Genomic DNA, 19,864 nt, shown 5'->3' on the forward strand with positions numbered 1-19,864 from the left:
GCGCAGACGGCGGCGGGGGAGGCGAGGTAGGCCAGGTCGGCCGGGCTGCGGTGCGCCTCCGCCGGGTCATCGGTGACCAGCGCGACCGATGTGCCCGGGACGACCAGGGGCCCCGGCACGTACGGGTACTGCCGGAACACCGGTGCGCCCACCGCGAGCACCACGTCATGCGGAGCCAGCCGTCCCCGCAGCCGTTCCCTGTCGGCGGGCAGCACGCCCGCGTACTGCGGGTGGTCCTGCGGGAAGCCGGCCCGCGCCCCGAACGACTCCTGGAACACCGGGCACCCCAGCCGCTCGGCCAGCCCGACCAGGGGCTCCCATGGAGCTCCCGCGCCCGCCACGATCGCGGGGGACCGCGCGCCCGCCAGCAGCCGCACCAGCGGCGCCAGGTCGGCGTCCGGCACGGCGGCCGGGCGCAGCAGCCGGGCCGGCGCCGCGAGCACCTCTCCGTCGAAGGGCGCCTGCCAGTCGTCCATCGGCACGATCACCAGCGCGGGCCCGCGGCCCGTGGCCGCCTCGTGCCAGGCTCGGGCCAGCGCCCCCGGTACGTCCTGCGCGCGCGCCGGCTGGTTCACCCACACCGGATAGTCCCCGGCCAGCCCCTCCAGCCGCCCGGTGAGGAACGGTTCCAACGCCAGGTGCCGCCGGTCCTGCTGCCCCACGAGGACCACCAGCGGCACCCGGTTGACCCGGGCGGTGGCGATGGCGCCGACCGCGGTGCCCAGCCCGGCGGTGGTGTGCAGCACGGCCAGCGCGGGCGCCTCGTGCCCGATCGCCCAGCCGGTCGCCATCCCGACCACGGATCCTTCGTGCAGGGCGAGCACGAAGCGCAGATCGTCCGGCAGGTCGGTGAGCAGCGACACCTCGGTGGAGCCGGGGTTGCAGAAGATCGTGGTCAGCCCGTGGCGCCTCAGCACGTCGAACGCGGCGTCCCTGACGGTGCTCATCGCTCTCCTCTGGCCCGCTGGATCTGCCGGTAGACGTGCCCGCGCAGCTCCCCGAACCGGGGCAGCGAGCGCGTGGTCAGCTGGTCGCGTTCGGGTGGCAGGTCGATCTTCAGGTCCTCCATGACCTCGGTGGGGGACGAGGACAGCACGACCACTCGCTGCCCCAGGTAGACGGCCTCGTCGATGTCGTGGGTCACGAAGAGCGTGGTCACCCCGAGGTCGCGCCACAACCGCAGGATCAGGTCCTCCAGGTCGGCACGGGTCTGCGCGTCGACGGCGGCGAACGGCTCGTCCATCAGCAGCACCTGCGGCTCGTACGCCACGGCCCTGGCGATCGCGACCCGCTGCTGCATGCCGCCGGACAGCTGCCACGGATGCGCGCCGGCCGCGTCGTCCAGGCCCACGGCCTCCAGCGAGCCGGCGACCAGCTCGCGCCGCCGCGCGGCGGGCACCCGCTTCTCCTTGAGCGGCAGCTCGACGTTCTGCCGCACGGTCATCCAGGGGAACAGGCTGCGGCCGTATTCCTGGAACACCACGGCCATCCGCGGCGGCGGCCCGGTCACGGGCACGCCGTCCAGCCGCACCTCGCCCCCGCTGGCCGGCAGCAGCCCGGCCACGCACCGCAGCAGCGTGGTCTTGCCGCAGCCGGAGGGGCCGACCACGCACACCAGCTCGCCGGCGCCGACGCCGAGGCTGATCGAGCGGATCGCCTCGACCCGGCGGCCGGGGCTCTCGTAGGCCTTGTTCAACGCGGAGATCTCAAGCACGCGCGGCTCCACTGCCGTAGTACCAGGACAACACCCGCCGCTCCACGCGGCGGAAAAGCACGGACAGGCCCAGCCCGAGCAGCCCGAGCAGCAGGATCCCGCTCCACATCTCGGCAATCTGGAACTGCCGCTGGAACAGCACGATGGTGAACCCCAGCCCGCTGGAGCTGGCGAACATCTCGCTGATGACCATGAGGATGATGCCGATGGACAGCGCCTGCCGCAGCCCTGTCATGATCTGCGGCGCGGCGCCGGGGAGCACGAACCGCCGCAGCCTGGCGAGCCCGCGCACGCCGTACATGCGGCAGGTGTCGGCGAGCACCTCGTCCAGCGCGCGTACGCCCTCCACGGTGTTGAGCAGGATGGGCCAGAGGCAGCCCGAGACGATGACCAGCACCTTCATGGGTGTGTCGATCCCGGCGAGCAGCATGATCAGCGGCACCAGCACGGGCGGCGGGATGGCCCTGAAGAACTCCAGCACCGGCTCCAGAGTGGCCCGCAGCCGCGGCGACAACCCGATCGGCACGCCCAGCCCCACGCCGAGCAGCCCGGCCGCCGCGTAGCCCATCAGCAGCCGCCCGGCGCTCGGTAGCACGTCCTCGGCCAGCCGCTCGGAGAACCAAATCTCCGCGAACGCCCGCCCCACCCGGCCGGGGCTCGGCAGGTAGAACGAGCTCCCGCTGACCGCCCACCAGAGCAGCACCAGCAGGGCGGGCAGAGCCAGCAGCCGGACCGCTCTCACGCGCCCACCTCCGATCGTACGGCCGGATGCCAGGCCAGTACCCTGCGTTCCAGCAGCCGCACGGCCGCGTTCACCCCGATGCCGACCAGCCCGGCCAGCACGATCAGCGCGTACACGACCGGCACGGCCCCGCTGCTCTGCGCCACCTGGATCTCGGCGCCCAGCCCGGGGCTGCCGATCACCAGCTCCGCCGTCACCGCGAGGATGAACGCCACCGCCGCCGCCAGCCTGAGCCCGGTCATGACGTACGGCAGCGCGGTCGGCCACACCAGGTGCCTGACCCGCGACCAGGCCGACAGCCCGTACGACCTGGCGGTGTCGTAGGCCACGGAGTCGACGGCCGCGACGCCGTACAGGACCTGGATGAGCACCTGCCAGAACGCGGCGTAGACCACGAGCAGCAACGTCGAGCCGAGCGACGGCCCGAACAGCAGCGTGGCCAGCGGCACGAGCGCGACCGACGGGATGGGCCGGAGGAACTCGACGGTCGAGCTGGTCAGGGCGCGCAGCCCCGGGACGATCCCGATGACGACCCCGGCCACGACCGCCGCGCAGAACGCCAGCGCCAGGCCGAGCGCCCAGCCGCGCATGGTCTCGCCGAGCGCGATCCACAACTCGGGTGTGGCCAGCTGTCCGGCCAGCGTGGTGAGGATGCGCGAGGCGGGCGGCAGGAACCGTGCGTCGACCAGGCCGAGTCGCGGCACGGCCTCCATGAGCGCGAGCAGCCCGCCCAGCCCGGCCGCGCCGTAGCCCAGCCTGGCCAGAACCGCGGAACGGGCGCGGATCACGGCACCAGCGCAGAGACGTCGATCTTCTCCGTGAGCACCCCGTCGGTCAACGCCAGGTCGGCGATCGTCTGCACGGACGCCTTGTTCACGTCGACCGGCCACTTCGGCAGGTAGATCTCGGTGATCACCTCGGGCGCGATCCTGGTGTACGTCTTCAGCACGTCGCGGACCTCGTCGGGGTGCGCGTCGGCGTACTCCAGCGACTTGCGCATCGCCGCCGTGAACCGCTTGGCGAGGCCGGGATCGGTCCTGCTGGTGGTGAAGTACATGGCGACGGTCAGGTCGGGGGCGGCGTCGGCGAAGTTCCATGCCACGGCGCGGGCTCCCTGGCTGAGCGCCTGGCTCACGAACGGCTCGACCACCCAGATGGCGTCCACCCGGTCGCTCTGGAGGGCGGCGGGCGCGTCGGGGAAGGGCAGCTCGACGAACTCGATGGTGCTGGGATCGCCGCCGGCCTTGCGCACCGAGGCGCGCACGGTCGTGTCGCCGATGTTCTTGAGCTGGTTGACGGAGATCTTCTTGCCCGCCAGGTCTTTGGCCGTCTTGATCGGGCTGTCGGGCTCGACCAGCACCGCGCTGAAGTCCTTGCCCTGCTCGCCGGTGGAGGAGACGCCGTTGGCGACCACCTTCACGTCGAGCCCCTGCTGCTTGGCGGTCAGCAGCGAGGTCGTGTTCGCGAACGCGAACTGGAACTGCCCGCTCACCGCTCCTGAGACGCTGGCCGCGCCACCCTGGACCGGGGTGATCGTGAGATCGATGCGCTGTTCCTTGAAGAAGCCCTTGGCCTTGCCGAGATGGATCGGAGCGGTGTCGACGATGGCGATCACGCCGGCGTTGACCTTGGTCATCCCCGAGGCCGGGTCGGTGGCCGCGGGCTGCGGGCCACCGCAGGCGGCCACGAGCAAGGGGGTGAGGATCAGGAGAGCGCGACGCACGATGACTCCCATTTGTTCGCGATGCGCACATGTATTCTCTAGCCGAACAACCCTGTATCGGGGAAACTACGCCTCTGCCCGCTCGTGTCAAGGGATCACGATGGTCGATCATGTGCAGTCGCTGGCCCGCGGGCTCGCGGTGATCCGGGCGTTCAGCGCCGCGGAGCCCGAGCTGACGCTGAGCCAGGTGGCCCGCGCGACGGGGCTCAGCAGGGCGGCGGCCAGGCGCTTCCTGATCACGCTGACCGACCTCGGCTACGTGCGCAGCGACGGGCGGCTGTTCGCGCTCACGCCGCGGGTGCTGGAGCTCGGGTTCGCCTACCTGTCCAGCCTGTCGCTGCCCGAGGTGGCCGACCCGCATCTTGAACGGCTGGCCGCCGAGGTGCACGAGTCGGCCTCCGTCGCGGTGCTCGACGGCGAGGACGTCGTCTACGTGGCCAGGGTGGCGACGACCAGGATCATGCGGGTGACCATCAGCATCGGCACCCGGTTCCCCGCCTACTGCACGTCGATGGGGCGGGTGCTGCTGGCGGCGCTCCCGCCCGAGCAGCTGGACGCCTACCTGAAGCAGGGCGGGCTGCGCCGGCGCACGTCCCGGACGATCGTGTTGCCCGCCGCGTTGCGGGCCGAGCTGGACCAGGTGCGCGGGCGCGGGTGGGCGATGGTGGACCAGGAACTGGAGGAAGGGCTGCGCTCGATCGCCGCGCCGATCCGCGACCGCGCCGGCCGCACGGTGGCTGCGGTGAACGTCTCCACGCACGCCAGCCGTACGAGCATGCAGGCGGCCCGGCGCGACCTCCTGCCGCCGCTGCTGGCCACGGCCGCCAGGATCGAGGCCGACCTGGCCTCACTGTCGGTCGCCCGCGCCTGACCTTCCACAGATCAGAGGTCAGCGGGCCCGGTCAGCGGGCGCGGTAGCGGTCGGTGGCCTCCCTGGTGGCGCGGATGGCAGCGTCGGCCCTGTCGTAGGTACGTTGCGCCAGCCCCACGAAGATGCAGTCGACGATCAGCAGCTGGCTGATCCGGCTGGCCAGCGCGCCGGGCCGGAAAGCGGTCTCGCGGCCCGCCGACACCAGCGTGTGGTGCGCCATCTCGGCCAGCGACGAGCGGGGGTTGTTGGTGATCCCGACGATCAGTGCGCCCGTCTCGGCCGCCGTCCTGGCGGGGACCAGCACGTCGGGCGTCTCGCCGCTGCAGCTGATCGCCACCGCCACGTCGCCTTTCCTGAGCAGCGCCGCGCTCGTCAGGGCGAGGTGCGCGTCGCTGAACGGATGGCTGGACAGCCCGATCCGCAGCAGCTTCTGCGACATGTCGGCGGCCACCAGGCCGGAGGCCGCCACGCCGTACACGTCGACGCGCCGGGCCGTCGAGATGGCCTGCACGATCTCACCCAGCTGGTCGGGGTCGAGCTGCGCCGCCGTGTCGGCCAGCGCCTCCGACTCGGCGCGCGCGACCTTGGCGATCACGTCGGTCAGCGGGTCGTCGGGCGCGAGGTCGCCGGGCACCAGCCGCTCGGGCTCCTTGGCGACGGCCGCGGCCAGCGCGAAGCGCATCTGCGAGTATCCGGCGAACCCGAGCGCCCGCGCCGTGCGCACGATCGTCGCCTCGCTCGTGCCGGAGACCGCGCTGAACTCGGTGATCGTGCTCCGCACGACCAGCCCGGGATCGTCGAGGATGATACGGGCGATGGACTGCGCGGCGGGAGTGAGCGACGGCAGTACGGCGCGTACAGCCGCGACCGGGTTCGCCGGCTCGGCGCTCAACGAAGCAGCCATTCCGCCGCCGCGAGGGCGGACACGCGCGAGATGCCGTGGGTCGCCACATGAGTGAACACGTGCGTGGCGCCGTCGGGCGGGGCGGGGATGCCGGTGTCGATCACGATCGCGTCGGGCCTGAGCGCGAGGGCCTTCGCCACGGTCTCCCGCACCCAGGCGTGCCGGGCGGCGTCGTGCACCACCAGCACGACCGGCCGTTCGTCGAAGGGCGGTAGCTCGCCCTGCGGCTCCATCTGCACCCTGGCCGTGTTCGGCAGCAGGGAGGTCAGAGCCGCCGTGACGCCGGTCGGCGTGGCCGGGTCGACCGCCTTGCTGAAGCGGGTGTTGACCTCGACCACCAGCGGCCCGCGGTCGAGGGCGGGAGTGCCGGAGGTGGTGAGCGCCGCCCTGGCGGCCTTCAGGCCGACGCCCTCGTCGACGTCGCCGCGGACCTTGTCGCGCAGCTCCGTGCGGGCGGCGTACCAGCCGGCGAGTGCGCGGACCCTGGCGGCCGCCTCCGCCAGGCGCTCCTCCCGCAGGTTTCCCTCGCGCACCGCGGCCACGATCGCGTCGCGGATCTCGTGCAGGCTGTCCTCGGTGGACAGCCCCACGCAGATCGCGTCCACGCCCGCGTTGAGCGCGCGCACCGCGATCTCGCCGGGGCCGAACATGTCGGCCACCGCCTGCATCTCGATCGCGTCGGTGACGAGCATCCCGTCGAAACCGAGCTCGCCCCTCAGGAGCTCGGTCAGGATGGTACGGCTGAGCGTCGCCGGCATCGACGGGTCGAGGGCGGGGATGAGCAGGTGGCCCGACATGATGGAGCGCACCCCGGCGCCGATCGCGGCACGGAAGGGCGGGAGGTCACGTTCGTAGAAGACTTCGCGCGAGGCGTGCACGGTGGGCAGCGCCAGGTGGGAGTCGGTGACCGTGTCGCCGTGCCCGGGGAAGTGTTTGGCGCAGGCGGCCACGCCCGCGCCCTGCACGCCGTTGACGTAGGCGACGGTGTGGCGGGTGACCAGGTCGGGCGTCGCGCCGAACGAGCGCACGCCGATCACCGGGTTGGCCGGGTTGGAGTTCACGTCCGCCGAGGGCGCGTAGTCGAGCGTGATGTCGAGGTCGGCGAGCATCCTGCCGATCTGCCGGCCCACCCGCTGGGTGAGCGTCACGTCGTCGACCACGCCCAGCGCCCGGTTGCCGGGGAAGGAGCTGCCATCCGTGACCTCGAGCCGGGTGACCGCGCCGCCCTCCTCGTCGATCGCCACGACCGTGTCCGGGTTTTCGGCGCGGAAGTGCCGTACGAGCTGCGCGTCGATGGCATTGCGGGCGAACAGCACCACGCCGCCGAGACCCTCGCCCAGCGCCCGGCGCAGCCAGTCGGGGGCTGAGGTCCCCTCGTACCCCGGATGCAGCACCGTCATCGCCAGTCTGTACAGGTCACCGCTCATCGGCATTTTCCTTCACGATTGTTGATCTGAAGGTAATTTTCTGTCATTGTCGCCCTCGACACAACCACTTCCGAGAGGCCACCCCCCAATGCCCAGCAGAAGGACTCTCCTGAAGGGCTTAGCCCTCGCCGCCGCCGCCTCCGCCGTCCCGCTGCCCGCCTACGCGTCGACGACCGGCCCCATCCCGCCGCTGCGCCAGATGCGCGGCATGTGGATCGCCTCCGTGGTCAACATCAACTGGCCCTCGAAGCCGGGACTGACCGCGGACGAGCAGAAGGCCGAATATCTCGCCTGGCTGGACGTGGCCGTGCAGCGCAAGCTCAACTCGGTGTTCGTGCAGATCAGGCCGACCGCTGACGCGTTCTGGCCGTCGCCGTTCGAACCCTGGTCACAGTATCTGACCGGGACGCAGGGCCAGGACCCCGGCTACGACCCGCTCGGGTTCGCCGTGGAGGAGACCCACAAGCGTGGCCTGGCCTTCCACGCGTGGTTCAACCCCTACCGCGTCTCGATGCAGGCCGACCCGGCCAAGCTGCACCCCGACCACCCCGGGCGCAAGCACCCTGACTGGATCCTGCCGTTCGGCGGCAAGCTCTACTACAACCCCGGCATGCCGGAAGTGCGGAAGTTCTGCCAGGACGCCATGATGGACGCGGTCACCCGCTACGACATCGACGGCCTCCACTTCGACGACTACTTCTACCCGACCAACACCACGGACTTCGACGACAGCGCCGCCTTCGCCGAGCACGGCGCCGGCTTCCCCGACCTGGCCTCCTGGCGGCGCAACAACGTCGACCTCATGGTCCAGGAGATGCAGCAGCGGGTGCTGGAGTCCAAGCCGGAGATCGCGTGGGGCATCAGCCCGTCCGGCATCTGGCGCAACAAGGCCAGCGACCCGCTCGGCTCCGACACCAACGGCGGCCAGTCGTACGACAACCTGCACGCCGACACCCGCGGCTGGGTCAAGAAGGGCTGGCTCGACTACATCGCGCCGCAGCTCTACTGGTACATCGGGCAGCCGCCGGCCGACTACTCCAAGCTCGTCCCCTGGTGGTCCGACGTCGCCGCCGGCACCAGGACACAACTGTGGATCGGCCAGGCCGCCTACAAGGCCGGCGACCCCGCCCAGGCGGCGGAGTGGCAGGCGCCGGACGAACTGTCCAGGCACCTCACCCTCAACAGGGACCACCCCGAGATCGGCGGCGACATCTGGTACAACGCCAACGACGTCAAGGTCGACAGGATCGGCTCCATCTCGACCGCGGTCGCCGACCACTACCGGCGACCCGCGCTGGCGCCTGTGCTGCCCAGGCTCGCCAAGGGGGAGCCGCCGCGCCGGCCGGTGCTGGCGTACGCGCTGCGCCGCCACGGCGGAATCGAGGTGCGGGCGGTGGCGACCGGCAGGGACGAGCCGTTCCTGTTCGCCGTCTTCCGCTTCGACAGGAACGCGCGGTCCAGCGACTTCGCCGACGCGCGCCACCTGGTGGCCGTCGTGCCCGGCGACCGGCAGGTGCGCTGGACCGATCCCGACGGCGGACGCGGCGACCACTACTACGTGGTGGCGGTCGACCGCGCCAACAGGACCAGCAAGCCCAGCAACGGCTTCCGGGTGATCTGAGCCGGTTCGCGGGCGTGCTGCGCCCGTACGTGTCGCCGGCCGGTCGTCCGGCCGGTGATCACCCGGCATGCCCGCCCGAGTGCATGCCCCGCCACCGCTCGTGAAGGTTCCGATGCTGCCGGAACCCCTCGCCGTGGCCCCGGTCGCGATCCGGTCTACGCAGGTGGCCTTCAGGCACCTAAGAAGCCCTTCGCCCAGCGGGCGACGGCTGCTCGGCGGCTCCCGACGACCTCTGTGGCGGCACCACGGGGGTCGGGCGTACCAGTCCGAGCGCGACGACCTCGTTGGCCAGCCGTGTGCGCCGGTTGGTGCCCTCGGGAATCCTGAACTTCTGGTAGAGCCGCAGCAAATGCTGCTTGACCGCGGCCTCGGTCACGACCAGGTCGTCGGCGATCTCGCGTGCGGTCGCCGGGGCGACGAACGCCTCGTCCGACAGCGCCGGCCTGCAGAGCGAGGTCAGCACATCGACCTCGCGCCTGGTCAGCTCGGGCGCGGCCGCCCTGCGCAGCTCGACCTCAGGGGTGAAGTCCTCACGGGGGACTCCACCGATGCGACCCCGGGCCGCGCCGAAGGAGACGACGTCGCCGTCGTCAAGGACCCTCCGGGCGATCGGCCTGCCGTTCACCCGTGTGCCGTTCCTGGACAGCCCCAGGTCGACGACATACAGGTAAGGCCCTCGTCTGACGAACTCGGCATGGAGTCGAGACACGCTGGGGTCGGTGAGCCGGATGTCCACACCCCGGCCCCTCCCCACCGTCGTGATCTCGGGGCGCAAGGGGACCACCTCGCCGGTGTCCTCGATGCGTATGAACGGCCCCTCCACTGGCGGTTCCTCCCCTGGGTTGACGCAGCGTATGAACGGCACGCCTACTCCTGGGCACGGCAGTTCCTCCCCAGGTAGCCCGCCGTAACTATTACTACAGCTCCGGCTTACCCAAACGAGGGGATGCGGAATCTCCTTTGCTGAAAGGAGAATCCGGCGTGAAATTGGTCTGGACCTTTGAAGACGGTTTTGCCTGCTCACGGGTAGACTCCGAGGGAAGATAAGCGGAGGAAACACCCATGGCGGACAAGCCCACGAAAGGTCTGGCCGATGTCGTCGCCGCGTCCACAGCGCTGAGCGACATCGACGGAAAGGCCGGCCGGCTCTTCTACCGTGGATACGACATCCACGACCTGGCCGGCCGTGCGACGTTCGAGGAGACCGCACACCTGCTGCAGCGCGGCAAGCTGCCCAACCGGGCCGAGCTCGACGCGTACGGCGCCGAGCTGGCGCGCGGCAGGGAGCTCGGTGCCCTGGTCTCGGCGAACATCGCCGAAATCGCCGAGAAACAGAAACCCATGGAGGCGCTGCGCTCGCTGGTTTCGCTCTCGGGCGCCGACGATCCGGACAAGGACTCCATCACCCCGGACGCCAACCTGCGCAAGGCCGCCCGGCTGACCGCGCAGCAACCCCTCCTGGTCGCCCGCTTCCACGCCGCCCGCAGCGGCGGGAGCGTTCCCGACCCCGACTCCTCGCTGAGCATCGCCGCGAACTTCCTGCTCCAGGTGACCGGTCGCACTCCCGACCCCCGTGAGGTCGAGATCTTCGACGAGTGCCTGGTGCTGCACGCCGACCACACCATGAACGCCTCCACGTTCGCCGCCCGCGTGTGCGCCGCGACACTGTCGGACATGCACTCCGCCATCGTCGCCGCCATCGGCACCCTCAAGGGCCCGCTGCACGGCGGGGCGAACGAGCAGGTCATGAAGACCCTGGAGTCGTTGACGTCCGGCAGCGTGGCCCAGGCCGTACGCGACAAGCTCGCGTCCGGCGAGAAGATCATGGGCTTCGGCCACCGCGTCTACAAGACCGAGGACCCGCGCGCCACCCACCTGCGCAGGATGTCCGCCGAACTGGCCGAGTCGTCCGGGGACGACACCTACTTCCGGATGTCCAAGGAGATGGAGGAGGTCGTCTTCGAGACGAAGGGCCTCTATCCGAACGTCGACTTCTACGCCGCGTCCGTCTACCACTACCTGGGCATCCCGACCGACCTGTTCACGCCGGTCTTCTCCATCAGCCGCATGTCCGGCTGGACCGCCCACGTCATCGAGCAGCACGCCGACAACCGCCTCATCCGCCCGGACAGCGAGTACATCGGCGAGACGGACCAGAAGTGGAAGCCGGTCGACGAGCGGTGAGCCCGGCGAATGCGACCATCAGCCCGAGCGGTGAGCCCGGCGAATGCGACCATCAGCCCGAGCGGTGAGCCGGGCCGGAGAGAATGTGACCATCAACAGGTGCGATGACTGATGTGACTGTGAGCGGATGCGTTGAGCCAGGGGACTGAACGCGAGAGCTGGGGGCCGTACCCGCTGATTCTGGTGGGTGCGGTCGTCGGCGTGCTCGTGACCTACTTCGTGAACCTGCGCTGGGGCGGGTTCACCATGGGCGCCGCCATCATGGTCGCCGCCGCCCTCCGCTTCGCCGGATACGGCGGGCAACTGTCCGTGCGAAGCAAGCGGACCGACGTCATCACGCTGTCGGTCTTCGGCTTCGTGCTGGTCCTGACCTCGCTGCTGCTGTACAACAACGAGCTCAAGGCGCTGATCCTGTCCCTTTTAGCCCGGTGACTTGACGGTCCGATAGCCTCAACGCATCAATTCATTGAAGGGGAACCATTCGCATGCCCAAGATCAAGGTGGAGGGTCCCGTCGTCGAGCTTGACGGCGACGAGATGACCCGGATCATCTGGCAGTTCATCAAGGACCAGCTGATCCTTCCCTACCTCGATGTCGACCTGAAGTACTACGACCTCGGCATCGAGCATCGGGACGCGACGGACGACCAGGTCACCATCGACGCCGCCAACGCCATTAAGAAGCACGGCGTCGGCGTGAAGTGCGCCACCATCACCCCGGACGAGGCGCGGGTCGAGGAGTTCGGCCTCAAGAAGATGTGGAAGTCCCCCAACGGGACCATCCGCAACATCCTCGGCGGCGTCATCTTCCGCGAGCCGATCATCATGTCCAACGTGCCGCGGCTCGTCCCCGGCTGGACCAAGCCGATCGTCGTCGGCCGTCACGCCTTCGGCGACCAGTATCGCGCCACCGATCTTAAAATCCCCGGCGAGGGCACGCTCACCCTGACGTTCACGCCGAAGGACGGCTCCGAGCCGATCGAGCTCGACGTGTACGACTTCCCCGGCAGCGGCATCGCGATGGCGATGTACAACCTGGACGAGTCGATCCGCGACTTCGCCCGCGCGTCGATGCGTTACGGACTGTCCCGCAACTACCCGGTCTACCTCTCGACGAAGAACACGATCCTCAAGGCGTACGACGGCCGCTTCAAGGACATCTTCGCCGAGGTCTACGAGTCGGAGTTCAAGTCCGACTTCGAGAAGGCCGGCCTCACCTACGAGCACCGCCTCATTGACGACATGGTCGCGGCGGCGCTGAAGTGGGAGGGCGGCTACGTCTGGGCGGCGAAGAACTACGACGGCGACGTGCAGTCCGACACCGTGGCGCAGGGCTTCGGCTCGCTCGGCCTGATGACCTCGGTGCTGATGACCCCTGACGGCCGCACCGTCGAGGCGGAGGCCGCGCACGGCACCGTGACCCGCCACTACCGCCAGCACCAGCAGGGCAAGCCCACCTCCACCAACCCGATCGCGTCGATCTTCGCGTGGACCCGCGGCCTGGCCCACAGGGGCAAGCTCGACGACACCCCCGCTGTTATCGACTTCGCCGACAAGCTGGAGCAGGTCTGCGTCGAGACCGTCGAGGGCGGCCAGATGACCAAGGACCTCGCGCTCCTGGTCGGCGGCGACGCCCAGTGGCTGACCACCCAGGACTTCCTGGCGGCGCTGGACGAGAACCTCAAGAAGAAGATGTCCGCCTAGTTGTCGCATGACGGCCTCTACCTGTGATCCCACCGCACGGTAGGGGCCGTTTTCGCGGTCGCTTTCACGTTTCTCCGAGATCTCCAGACCGTCTCTTGACGGTGGCGCGCGCGTGGCGTAGTTGATCACCTGGGTAAGAGACTCCCTGTAGGTGCGCATACCGCTACCTACCGTAACGGTCGTTCGTGTCTCGGGGGGTTCGGATGCGACTGGGAATTCTGGGCGGGCTGGGACTGATCGCCGCCGTCGCGATGGTGTCCGGCTGTGACTCGCCGCCCGACACCGCCAAACTGGCGGACAGCAAGGCCGACGCCGCCGCCAAGGTCAAGGTCAGCAAGGCGGCCAAGGCCAAGGCCGCGGCCGCCGTGAAGGCGAACGAACTGGGGCAGATCCCGGTGCTGATGTTCCACCGGGTCATCCCCAAGCCGACCACGACGGATGACCGGACGCCGCAGCAGTTCCGCGCGGACCTGGAGCGGCTCGCCAAGGAGGGGTACGTGCCGATCACGGCCGCCGAGATGGTGTCCGGCAAGATCGACATCCCGGCCGGCAAACATCCCGTGGTCCTGACCTTCGACGACTCCTCACCGTCGCAGCTCACCCTGAACCAGATGGGCGTGCCGCAGAAGGACACGGCCGTCGAGATCCTGCTCGACGTGGCCGCCAGGAACCCGGGCTTCCGCCCGGTCGCCACCTTCTACGTGACGCGCGACATGTTCGGCAAGAGCACCCCCGAGGAGCAGGCGCAGATGCTGCTCTGGTTGAAGAACAACGGGTTCGAGATCGGCAACCACACCCGCGACCACCTCAACCTGCGCGGGCTCTCGCACGAGAAGGTCGAGGAGCAGATCGGCTCGATCGCCAAGCAGGTCGGCACGCTGTCCTCGGTCAAGCCGACCACGATCTCCCTGCCCTACGGCAACCAGCCGCGCAAGAAGCAGTGGGCCATGCGGGGCAAGCACTTCAAGCACCAGGGGGCGTTCCTGGCCGGCTACACGCCGGCCACCGCCCCGTTCAGCAAGTCGTTCGACCCGGCCGGCATCCCGCGGATCAAGGTGATGGAGAAGAAGGGCGACTGCAAGCAGTTCTGCTCGCATGCGTGGCTCGACTGGCTCAAGAACAACCCGGACATGCGCTACACCTCGGACGGTGACCCGCGGACGGTCGCGTACCCGAAGTACAAGGCGCCGTACCTGCGGAAGTCGTTCCTCACGTGGAGCCTGCCGTACTAAGGGCTGAGGGCCGGGCCCGGCCACAACCGCCCGCGCACGCTCGTCCGGGTCGCGTCACCCCGATCGTGTGGTGAAGGTGATGCCGGCCGCCTGCAGCCGGTCGATGAGCGGCCGGCCCATGGCCGAGGCGGTCGTGAGCTGGCCCGCGAGGTCGGGCACGTCGTCGAAGGCCAGGCAGAGCGCCGACTCGGCGAGCATCTTGGCGGTCTCGTCGTAACCGGGGTCGCCACCCGCGACCTCCGTGACGACCCGCTCCCCGCCGCCCTCGCCCAGGAACGTGATGGTGAACCAGCTCTTCGCACGCTGCTCGGGCGACGGGCCCTCGCCGGGTCTCACCAGGTTCTGGAGCCGGCCGCGTACGGCGGGGAACTGGGAGAGCATCGCGAACGCCCCCGCGCCCGCCACGACCGCCAGCGCGGCGGGAAGGGTTTTGACGGCGATGTGCTGGCGGTAGGAGAAGTCGGGGCCGTAGCGGTCGAGGAGGCGGGCCGAGCGCCCGACGATGCGCGGGTCGACGGTGGGCATCGGGAGTGCCCAGCCGCCCACGTAACGCAGGCCGCCCGCCCGGGCGCTCACCCTGCGGCCGGGAGGTCCGGCCTCGGCGGAGCGGCGCTGGGCGCCGGCCTCGGCCGCCTGCCTGGCCCGTCCGGCTATGGACATCGCGCTGGTCAGCGTGCCGCCGGAGAAGCGCGCGTTGGCCCGCAGGAAGGCGCTGACCGTCAGCGGGACGTCCCTGGGCAGCTGGGAGACGGTGTAGAGGGTGCCGAGGTCGAACCCCATCGAGTCGAAGCCGCAGGCGTGCACGATTTTGGCTCCGCTGCCGACGGCCCGGTCGTGGTGGCGGACGTAGACCCGGTCCACGAACTCCGGCTCGCCCGTGAGGTCGAGATAGTGGGTGCCGGCGTCGGCGCACGCGGCGACGAGCGGCTCGCCGTACGTGATGTAGGGGCCGACCGTGGTGGCCAGGACGCGCGTCTGGCGGGCCAGCTCGGCCAGCGAGCCGGCGTCCGTGGCGTCGGCGAGCAGGATGGGTACGTCGAGCCCGAGCCGCTCCAGCTTGGCCCGGTCGCGCCCGGCCAGCGCCCACCGCGTGCCGGGGCCGGCGGCGCGGGCGAGGTAGGCGGCGGTGAGGGCGCCGGTGAATCCGCTCGCACCGAAAAGTACGATGTCGTAGGGACGGTCCATGATCAGCGGCTCCTGGTGATCGTCTGCTGCACATTCGACCGTGCCCATGGCCACGCTGGCAAACCCCAAGGTCTCGAAGGCTTAACAAATCCCTGGGAAGTGGCTGGGCGTCGTAAAGTTTGCGTCGTTGGGGTTAAGCACACGTGGGGATGACGAATGCCGCGAATCGCGCCGTTGGTGGCCGGCGATCCCGACCACCTGGGGTCGTTCCGGCTGTCCGGACGGATCGGAGAAGGCGGTCAGGGCATCGTCTACCTCGGCGTCAACGACGAGGGGGAGCGTGCGGCCATCAAGCTGCTGCACGTGAAGTTCAGCGGCGACACCATCGCCCGGTCGCGGTTCGCCAGGGAGCTGAAGGCCGCGCAGCGGGTGGCGTCGTTCTGCACGGCCAGGGTGATCGAGGCCGACCTCGACGGTGACACCCCGTACATCGCGAGCGAGTACATCGACGGCAGGGTGCTGCGGGACATCGTCGAGACCGACGGGCCGCTCACCGGCACGCCGCTCGACCGCCTCGCCATCGGCACCGCCACCGCGCTCACCGCCATCCACCACGCCTCGATCATCCACCGCGACTTCAAGCCCGACAACGTGCTGATCGCCGCCGACGGGCCGCGCGTGGTCGACTTCGGCATCGCCCGCATCATCGACTCCACCGGCACGATCACCAGCCGGGCCATCGGCACGCCCGCCTACATGGCGCCCGAGCAGATCGCGGGCGACGACATCGGCCCCTACACCGACGTGTTCTCGTGGGGGGCGACCATCGCCTTCGCGGCGACGGGAGAGACCGTCTTCGAGGGCAAGTCGATCGCGGTGGTGCTCAACCGGATCCTCAACCACGAGGTCGACGTCGACATGATGCCGGAGCCGCTGCGCGGCGTGGTGCGCTCGGCGCTGGCCAAGTCGCCGGCCGAGCGGCCCTCGGCCGACCAGATCCTGCTGCGGCTGCTCGGGCAGTCGTCCACGGCGGGGGCGTCCACGGCCGTGCTCACCAAGGGCGTGCAGCTGGCAGGCGACGACACGACGCCCTTCATCCGGGTGTCGGCAGGGTCGATCACCGACCACCCCAGCCGGTGGGCCTCCGCCGCGCCGGGCCGGCAGGCCGGGACGGGTTGGTCCGCGGCGGGGCGCGCCGTGACGGGGCCGGAGACGGGGACGGGAGCAGCGCCAGGGACAGGGGCCGGGCACTCCACGACGGGACCGAGCGCCGCGACGGGCCCTCAGGCCGCGCCGGGGCAGCAGACGGTGCCCCCTGGCGAGTCAGGGCCGCCGGGCGAAGCGGGGCCGCCTGAGAGCGGCGGCCCTCCCTACCCGGGTCAGGAGCCCGCCGTTCCCAGGCGGCGCGGGCGGGTGATGGCCTGGGCCGCGGCGGCCACCATGCTCGCCCTCGTCGCGGGCGCCGCGGTGGCGGCGATGATGAACGGCTGGCTGCAGCTGCCGTTCGTCGGCACGCCGGAGCCTACGGTCGATTCCTCCCGCCTGACCGTGGTGGACAAGGTCGCCCGCACCGGGCGGATCGTGATCGGTGTCCGGGGCGACCTGCCCGGCGTCGGCCTGCGGAACGGCGACGGTTTCGACGGTTTCGACGTCGACATCGCCAGAGAGCTCGCCGCGGCGCTCGGGGCGAGGGAGACGAAGTTCGTCCAGGTCAGCAGGGGCGACAGGGCCGACGCGCTGGAGAAGGGCCAGGTCGACCTCGTCGTCGCCGCGTACTCCATCGACAAGGGCAGGACGCAGTTCGCCGGCCCCTACTACCTGGCGCACCGCGACCTGCTGGTGCGCGCGGACAGCGGCCTCGACTCGATCGCCGACCTCAAGGGCGAGAAGGTCTGCGCCCCGAGCAGTTCGTCACTCGGCGAGGTGCAGGAAAAGGTGACGGTCGAGCCGGTGTCGGCCAGCGACTACGCCGCCTGCATGGACCTGCTCAGAAGCGGCAAGGTCGCCGCGGTGCCTGGAGACGACGTGATCCTGGCCGGCTTCGCGCAGCGCGAGGGCATGCGCTACAAGATCCTCGGCGCCAAGCTCAACAACGAGCGTTACGCCGTCGGCATCAGGAACGGCGACGTGAAGACCTGCAAGGCGGTCAAGGCCGTCATCGCCGACCTCTACGCCAGGGGTGTCGTCAAGCAGCTCATGACCAGCCGGTTCGGTAGGGTCGATTTCGAAATGGAGCTGAAGGTACCCGCGATGGAAACCTGTTGATGACGTGCGGGTAACATCCCGAAGGTCAACGAATCGTCCTGCGAGTTAGGGGAAGGCCATGGCGTCGTCAGCCACTGCGCCCGTCAAGGTGACCGTCACCGGAGCAGCCGGCCAGATCGGCTACGCGCTGCTGTTCCGCATCGCGTCGGGGCAACTGCTCGGCGCCGACGTCCCGGTCAAGCTGAGCCTGCTGGAGATCCCGGCGGCGGTGAAGGCGGCCGAGGGCACCGCGATGGAGCTCGACGACTGCGCGTTCCCGCTGCTGTCCGGCATCGAGATCACCGACGATCCCAACGTCGCCTTCGCGGGCGCCAACGTCGCCCTGCTGGTCGGCGCCATGCCGCGGAAGGCCGGCATGGAGCGCGGCGACCTGCTCGGCGCCAACGGCGGCATCTTCGGCCCTCAGGGCAAGGCGATCAACGACCACGCCGCCGACGACATCAGGGTCCTGGTCGTGGGCAACCCGGCCAACACCAACGCGCTCATCGCCCAGCGCAACGCGCCCGACGTGCCCGCGGACCGCTTCACGGCGATGACCAGGCTCGACCACAACCGCGCGCTGTCGCAGCTGGCCGCCAAGCTCCAGGTGCCGGTCACCGAGATCAAGAAGATGACGATCTGGGGCAACCACTCCGCCACCCAATACCCTGACCTGTTCCACGCCGAGGTGGGTGGCAAGGTCGCGGCCGAGCAGGTCGACGGCGACTGGCTGCGTGACACGTTCATCCCGACGGTGGCCAAGCGCGGCGCCGCGATCATCGAGGCGCGCGGCGCCTCCTCGGCCGCCTCGGCGGCCAACGCCGCGATCGACCACGTCTACGACTGGGTCAACGGCACCGGGTGGACGTCGGCGGCCGTGGTCTCCGACGGTTCCTACGGCGTGCCCGAGGGGCTCATCTCGTCGTTCCCCGTGCGCGCGGCCGGCGGCACGTTCGAGATCATCCAGGGCCTTGAGATCGACCCGTTCTCCCGCGAGCGCATCGACGCCAGCGTGCGCGAGCTGGAGGAGGAGCGCGACGCGGTGAAGTCGCTGGGCCTCATCTGAGGGCACGAGCCTGATCGTACGCACCTGGTCGTGCGGGTCTGATCACGTGAGAAACGCGCGTCCTCGTCGTGACGGGGGCGCGCGTTCGCGTTGAGGTTGGGCTCGCCCGGTTACGGGCAGGCCGCGGTGGGGACGGCGGGTGCGGACTGGATCGACGGCACGGGCAGGATCGCCGGCGTGGGCTGCAGGGCGGGCGCCGGCTGCGACGTCGCGAACAACACGCCGGCGGCGGCCATCAGGCTGCCCGCCACGACGAGGGCACCGTAGAGCAGCTTCGTGACCCTTGGTGAAAAGCTCCTCACGTTTCGGTATCCCAGCACATATCGCGCCTCCGTATCAGGTGTTTCGCGAAAGCGCTCTCCAGGCATCGGAGACGATGTCGCCCAACGCCGCCCGCTCGGCCTTCCAGCCGAGCTCGCGCTGGATCTTCGCGGACGAGGCGACCAGCACGGCCGGGTCGCCGGGCCGGCGGTCGCCGACCACGACGGGGACCTCGTGGCCGGTGACCTCGCGGCAGACCGAGATCACCTCCTGCACGCTGAAGCCGGTGCCGCTGCCCAGGTTGTAGATCTTGTGCTCGCCCGGCGTGATCGCGCCGAGCGCCAGCAGGTGCGCCCTGGCCAGGTCGGACACGTGGATGTAGTCGCGCACGCAGGTGCCGTCGGGCGTCGGGTAGTCGGAGCCGAACACGCTCACGGAGTCGCGCTCGCCGGTCGCGACCTTCAGGACGTTGGGGATGAGGTGGGTCTCGACCGTGTGCCGCTCGCGGTAGCGGCCGTGGGCGCCGGCCACGTTGAAGTAGCGCAGGCTCACCGCGCCCAGTCCGCGCACCTGCGCGAACGCGGTCAGCGCCGTGTCGACGGCCAGCTTGGAGGCGCCGTAGGGGTTGGTCGGGCGCGTCGGGTCGCTCTCCTGGATGGGGGAGCGCTCGGGCTCGCCGTACGTGGCCGCGGTCGAGGAGAACACGATCCTGGCCACGCCCTTGTCCCGCATGGCGTCGAGCAAGGCCAGAGTGCCGCCGAGGTTGTTGGCCCAGTAGAGCCCGGGTTTGGCCACCGACTCGCCGACCAGCGACTTGGCCGCGAAGTGCAGCACCGCGTCGGCGCCGTCGAGCGCGTCGTGCGCGTCGGCGATGCCCGCCCGGACGAATCGGGCGCCGTCCGGCACCGCGTCCTCGTGCCCGGTCGACAGGTCGTCGAGTACGGTCACCTCATGGCCCGCCTCGACGAGCTGCGCCGCGACGACGCTGCCGACGTATCCGGCACCACCCGTGACCAGCAGCCTCATGTTCACTCCTGTTCAAATATG

At 70.2% G+C, this 19,864-nt stretch carries 19 protein-coding genes; 8 read left to right on the top strand and 11 right to left on the bottom strand.

Annotation, left to right across the window (positions count from 1 at the left end; genetic code table 11):
- From E1294_RS03575 to E1294_RS03595, 5 genes are all read right to left on the bottom strand, one after another.
- A partial coding sequence (locus E1294_RS03575; RefSeq protein ID WP_246082785.1) for a thiamine pyrophosphate-binding protein occupies window positions 1-947 on the bottom strand: 947 nt, incomplete at its 3' end.
- Window positions 944-1,714, bottom strand: coding sequence for an ABC transporter ATP-binding protein (locus E1294_RS03580; protein ID WP_132504404.1), 771 nt, complete (start codon window positions 1,712-1,714; stop codon window positions 944-946). The genes E1294_RS03575 and E1294_RS03580, both read right to left, overlap by 4 nt.
- Window positions 1,707-2,456: an ABC transporter permease gene (locus E1294_RS03585; RefSeq protein WP_132504406.1), complete on the bottom strand. Its 750-nt coding sequence runs from the start codon at window positions 2,454-2,456 to the stop codon at window positions 1,707-1,709. Before E1294_RS03585 ends, E1294_RS03580 begins: the two co-directional genes overlap by 8 nt.
- Entirely contained in the window at window positions 2,453-3,244 is a 792-nt protein-coding gene (locus E1294_RS03590) for an ABC transporter permease (protein ID WP_246082786.1), read from the bottom strand. The genes E1294_RS03585 and E1294_RS03590 overlap by 4 nt, the downstream gene beginning before the upstream one ends.
- Window positions 3,241-4,179: an ABC transporter substrate-binding protein gene (locus tag E1294_RS03595; RefSeq protein WP_246082787.1), complete on the bottom strand. Its 939-nt coding sequence runs from the start codon at window positions 4,177-4,179 to the stop codon at window positions 3,241-3,243. Before E1294_RS03595 ends, E1294_RS03590 begins: the two co-directional genes overlap by 4 nt.
- A gap of 100 nt (window positions 4,180-4,279) precedes the next feature.
- Here E1294_RS03595 and E1294_RS03600 point away from each other — a divergent pair, with 100 nt between their 5' ends.
- Window positions 4,280-5,050 (top strand): IclR family transcriptional regulator, encoded by a 771-nt coding sequence (locus E1294_RS03600; protein ID WP_132504410.1) that lies wholly within the window; start codon window positions 4,280-4,282, stop codon window positions 5,048-5,050.
- A gap of 31 nt (window positions 5,051-5,081) precedes the next feature.
- On the opposite strand, the gene E1294_RS03605 is transcribed toward E1294_RS03600, so the two are convergent.
- Together E1294_RS03605 and E1294_RS03610 are read right to left on the bottom strand one after the other, a co-directional pair.
- Complete coding sequence (locus E1294_RS03605; RefSeq protein ID WP_165977065.1) at window positions 5,082-5,954, bottom strand: MurR/RpiR family transcriptional regulator; 873 nt, start codon at window positions 5,952-5,954, stop codon at window positions 5,082-5,084.
- Entirely contained in the window at window positions 5,939-7,381 is a 1,443-nt protein-coding gene (locus E1294_RS03610; RefSeq protein ID WP_181958450.1) for a glycoside hydrolase family 3 protein, read from the bottom strand. The genes E1294_RS03605 and E1294_RS03610 overlap by 16 nt, the downstream gene beginning before the upstream one ends.
- Window positions 7,382-7,469: 88 nt before the next feature.
- Here E1294_RS03610 and E1294_RS03615 point away from each other — a divergent pair, with 88 nt between their 5' ends.
- Window positions 7,470-9,002 (top strand): glycoside hydrolase family 10-like protein, encoded by a 1,533-nt coding sequence (locus E1294_RS03615; protein WP_132504414.1) that lies wholly within the window; start codon window positions 7,470-7,472, stop codon window positions 9,000-9,002.
- Between the two features lie 178 nt (window positions 9,003-9,180).
- Here the strand turns inward: E1294_RS03615 and E1294_RS03620 are convergent, their stop codons facing one another.
- The gene (locus tag E1294_RS03620; protein ID WP_132504575.1) at window positions 9,181-9,825 is read right to left on the bottom strand and encodes an FHA domain-containing protein; all 645 of its coding nucleotides are present in this window, start codon (window positions 9,823-9,825) and stop codon (window positions 9,181-9,183) included.
- A 239-nt stretch (window positions 9,826-10,064) separates the two neighbouring features.
- Between E1294_RS03620 and E1294_RS03625 the strand changes: the two genes are divergently transcribed.
- The 4 genes from E1294_RS03625 (at window position 10,065) to E1294_RS03640 (ending at window position 14,121) form a co-directional block, all read left to right on the top strand.
- Window positions 10,065-11,186: a citrate/2-methylcitrate synthase gene (locus E1294_RS03625; RefSeq protein WP_132504416.1), complete on the top strand. Its 1,122-nt coding sequence runs from the start codon at window positions 10,065-10,067 to the stop codon at window positions 11,184-11,186.
- A 132-nt stretch (window positions 11,187-11,318) separates the two neighbouring features.
- Window positions 11,319-11,618, top strand: coding sequence for a DUF3017 domain-containing protein (locus tag E1294_RS03630; RefSeq protein ID WP_132504418.1), 300 nt, complete (start codon window positions 11,319-11,321; stop codon window positions 11,616-11,618).
- A gap of 53 nt (window positions 11,619-11,671) precedes the next feature.
- The gene (locus tag E1294_RS03635) at window positions 11,672-12,889 is read left to right on the top strand and encodes an NADP-dependent isocitrate dehydrogenase (RefSeq protein WP_132504420.1); all 1,218 of its coding nucleotides are present in this window, start codon (window positions 11,672-11,674) and stop codon (window positions 12,887-12,889) included.
- 203 nt (window positions 12,890-13,092) lie between these two features.
- Window positions 13,093-14,121 (top strand): polysaccharide deacetylase family protein, encoded by a 1,029-nt coding sequence (locus tag E1294_RS03640; protein WP_132504422.1) that lies wholly within the window; start codon window positions 13,093-13,095, stop codon window positions 14,119-14,121.
- A 54-nt stretch (window positions 14,122-14,175) separates the two neighbouring features.
- Here the strand turns inward: E1294_RS03640 and E1294_RS03645 are convergent, their stop codons facing one another.
- A complete protein-coding gene (locus tag E1294_RS03645; RefSeq protein WP_132504424.1) occupies window positions 14,176-15,306 on the bottom strand; it encodes a saccharopine dehydrogenase family protein in 1,131 nt (376 codons plus the stop codon).
- Between the two features lie 156 nt (window positions 15,307-15,462).
- On the opposite strand from E1294_RS03645, the gene E1294_RS03650 reads away from it, so the two are divergent.
- Together E1294_RS03650 and E1294_RS03655 are read left to right on the top strand one after the other, a co-directional pair.
- The gene (locus tag E1294_RS03650; protein WP_132504426.1) at window positions 15,463-17,511 is read left to right on the top strand and encodes a serine/threonine-protein kinase; all 2,049 of its coding nucleotides are present in this window, start codon (window positions 15,463-15,465) and stop codon (window positions 17,509-17,511) included.
- 58 nt (window positions 17,512-17,569) lie between these two features.
- Window positions 17,570-18,556, top strand: coding sequence for a malate dehydrogenase (locus E1294_RS03655; RefSeq protein WP_132504428.1), 987 nt, complete (start codon window positions 17,570-17,572; stop codon window positions 18,554-18,556).
- 110 nt (window positions 18,557-18,666) lie between these two features.
- On the opposite strand, the gene E1294_RS03660 is transcribed toward E1294_RS03655, so the two are convergent.
- The gene (locus E1294_RS03660; protein ID WP_132504430.1) at window positions 18,667-18,858 is read right to left on the bottom strand and encodes a hypothetical protein; all 192 of its coding nucleotides are present in this window, start codon (window positions 18,856-18,858) and stop codon (window positions 18,667-18,669) included.
- 34 nt (window positions 18,859-18,892) lie between these two features.
- Window positions 18,893-19,843, bottom strand: a complete 951-nt coding sequence (gene galE / locus E1294_RS03665) for a UDP-glucose 4-epimerase GalE (protein WP_132504432.1) — start codon at window positions 19,841-19,843, stop codon at window positions 18,893-18,895.
- Window positions 19,844-19,864: the final 21 nt, after the last annotated feature.

The organism is Nonomuraea diastatica (genome assembly GCF_004349015.1).
Taxonomy (GTDB): domain Bacteria; phylum Actinomycetota; class Actinomycetes; order Streptosporangiales; family Streptosporangiaceae; genus Nonomuraea; species Nonomuraea diastatica.

Excerpts from the sequence above, each read along its gene's own strand:
- E1294_RS03600 (WP_132504410.1), top strand. The coding sequence starts at position 4,280 with ATGGTCGATCATGTGCAGTCGCTGGCCCGCGGGCTCGCGGTGATCCGG.
- E1294_RS03605 (WP_165977065.1), bottom strand. The coding sequence starts at position 5,954 with ATGGCTGCTTCGTTGAGCGCCGAGCCGGCGAACCCGGTCGCGGCTGTA.
- E1294_RS03610 (WP_181958450.1), bottom strand. The coding sequence starts at position 7,381 with ATGAGCGGTGACCTGTACAGACTGGCGATGACGGTGCTGCATCCGGGG.
- E1294_RS03615 (WP_132504414.1), top strand. The coding sequence starts at position 7,470 with ATGCCCAGCAGAAGGACTCTCCTGAAGGGCTTAGCCCTCGCCGCCGCC.
- E1294_RS03625 (WP_132504416.1), top strand. The coding sequence starts at position 10,065 with ATGGCGGACAAGCCCACGAAAGGTCTGGCCGATGTCGTCGCCGCGTCC.
- E1294_RS03635 (WP_132504420.1), top strand. The coding sequence starts at position 11,672 with ATGCCCAAGATCAAGGTGGAGGGTCCCGTCGTCGAGCTTGACGGCGAC.
- E1294_RS03640 (WP_132504422.1), top strand. The coding sequence starts at position 13,093 with ATGCGACTGGGAATTCTGGGCGGGCTGGGACTGATCGCCGCCGTCGCG.
- E1294_RS03645 (WP_132504424.1), bottom strand. The coding sequence starts at position 15,306 with ATGGACCGTCCCTACGACATCGTACTTTTCGGTGCGAGCGGATTCACC.
- E1294_RS03650 (WP_132504426.1), top strand. The coding sequence starts at position 15,463 with ATGCCGCGAATCGCGCCGTTGGTGGCCGGCGATCCCGACCACCTGGGG.
- E1294_RS03655 (WP_132504428.1), top strand. The coding sequence starts at position 17,570 with ATGGCGTCGTCAGCCACTGCGCCCGTCAAGGTGACCGTCACCGGAGCA.
- galE (WP_132504432.1), bottom strand. The coding sequence starts at position 19,843 with ATGAGGCTGCTGGTCACGGGTGGTGCCGGATACGTCGGCAGCGTCGTC.